The 788-nt window shown below is 32.0% G+C and carries 1 protein-coding gene; it reads right to left on the reverse strand.

Features of this window, described 5'->3' with window-relative positions:
• Positions 1–105 precede the first annotated feature (105 nt).
• The gene (locus H3Z82_RS19435; RefSeq protein WP_182207117.1) at positions 106–579 is read right to left on the reverse strand and encodes a hypothetical protein; all 474 of its coding nucleotides are present in this window, start codon (positions 577–579) and stop codon (positions 106–108) included.
• Positions 580–788: the final 209 nt, after the last annotated feature.

Raw genomic sequence — 788 nt, forward strand, 5'->3', positions numbered from 1 at the left:
ACGAAGGAGCTTTATTCCACTTCAACAATGCCAGGACCGCATTTGTCAAATTTAATGGAGAAAAGCCTTGTTTTTTGCCTCAGTTCTTTGTTGTGCGTTCGTTTTTTATTTTGTTGTTATTAATAATAAATCTCCATCTAAACTCCTACCAGTAGAAGTATTATTCCATTTTTCCTTTGTCAATATTGATATTGAATTTATTGCGTTTAAATCAATTTTAGTTTTTTCTTTCATACTGTCAGTCATTGGAATTCCGTCAATAATTATCAAATCAATTTTTCTTTTTGCTTCAATTTTTCTGTCAGGAAATAAGCTGTCTAATTTGAAGTTTTTAATCGCAAACAATTCAGTCGGTTTGAGTTGAGTGATTTTTAATTCTCGTGTTCGCTTGTCAACGTGGATATTTTCAATATTGTCTTTGTTGAGAAAGACAGTTTCCAAATCGATTTTTTCATTATCGACAAACGTTTTATAATCTGCTGAATATTTTTTCAAAATCTTATTTCGGTCGTATTTTATATTTCGAGTTGCGCAACCTAAAGTAATAGTCAGTAAAAATAGAAGTAGAAATACTCTCATTTTTTTTGTTTTATTTTCAAAAATATTTCAATTCTGTTTTTCATAAAAATCCTAATGAGTGAACGATGTTTTTCGATTAGTTAAACGTGTCTCTTAAATGACGCACAACGTTTCGTGATCGAGTAGGCAAAGGGAGTTTCACCCTAAGCCTCTCACAGAACCGTGCTTGAAAGTCTCCCCTCACACGGCTCTTGTTGTACAAATCTAAG

This window comes from Gelidibacter maritimus, assembly GCF_014062315.1.
GTDB lineage: Bacteria > Bacteroidota > Bacteroidia > Flavobacteriales > Flavobacteriaceae > Gelidibacter > Gelidibacter maritimus.

What these genes read in the sequence shown, in the direction of transcription:
- H3Z82_RS19435 (WP_182207117.1), bottom strand. Translation starts at nt 579, where the DNA reads ATGAGAGTATTTCTACTTCTATTTTTACTGACTATTACTTTAGGTTGC.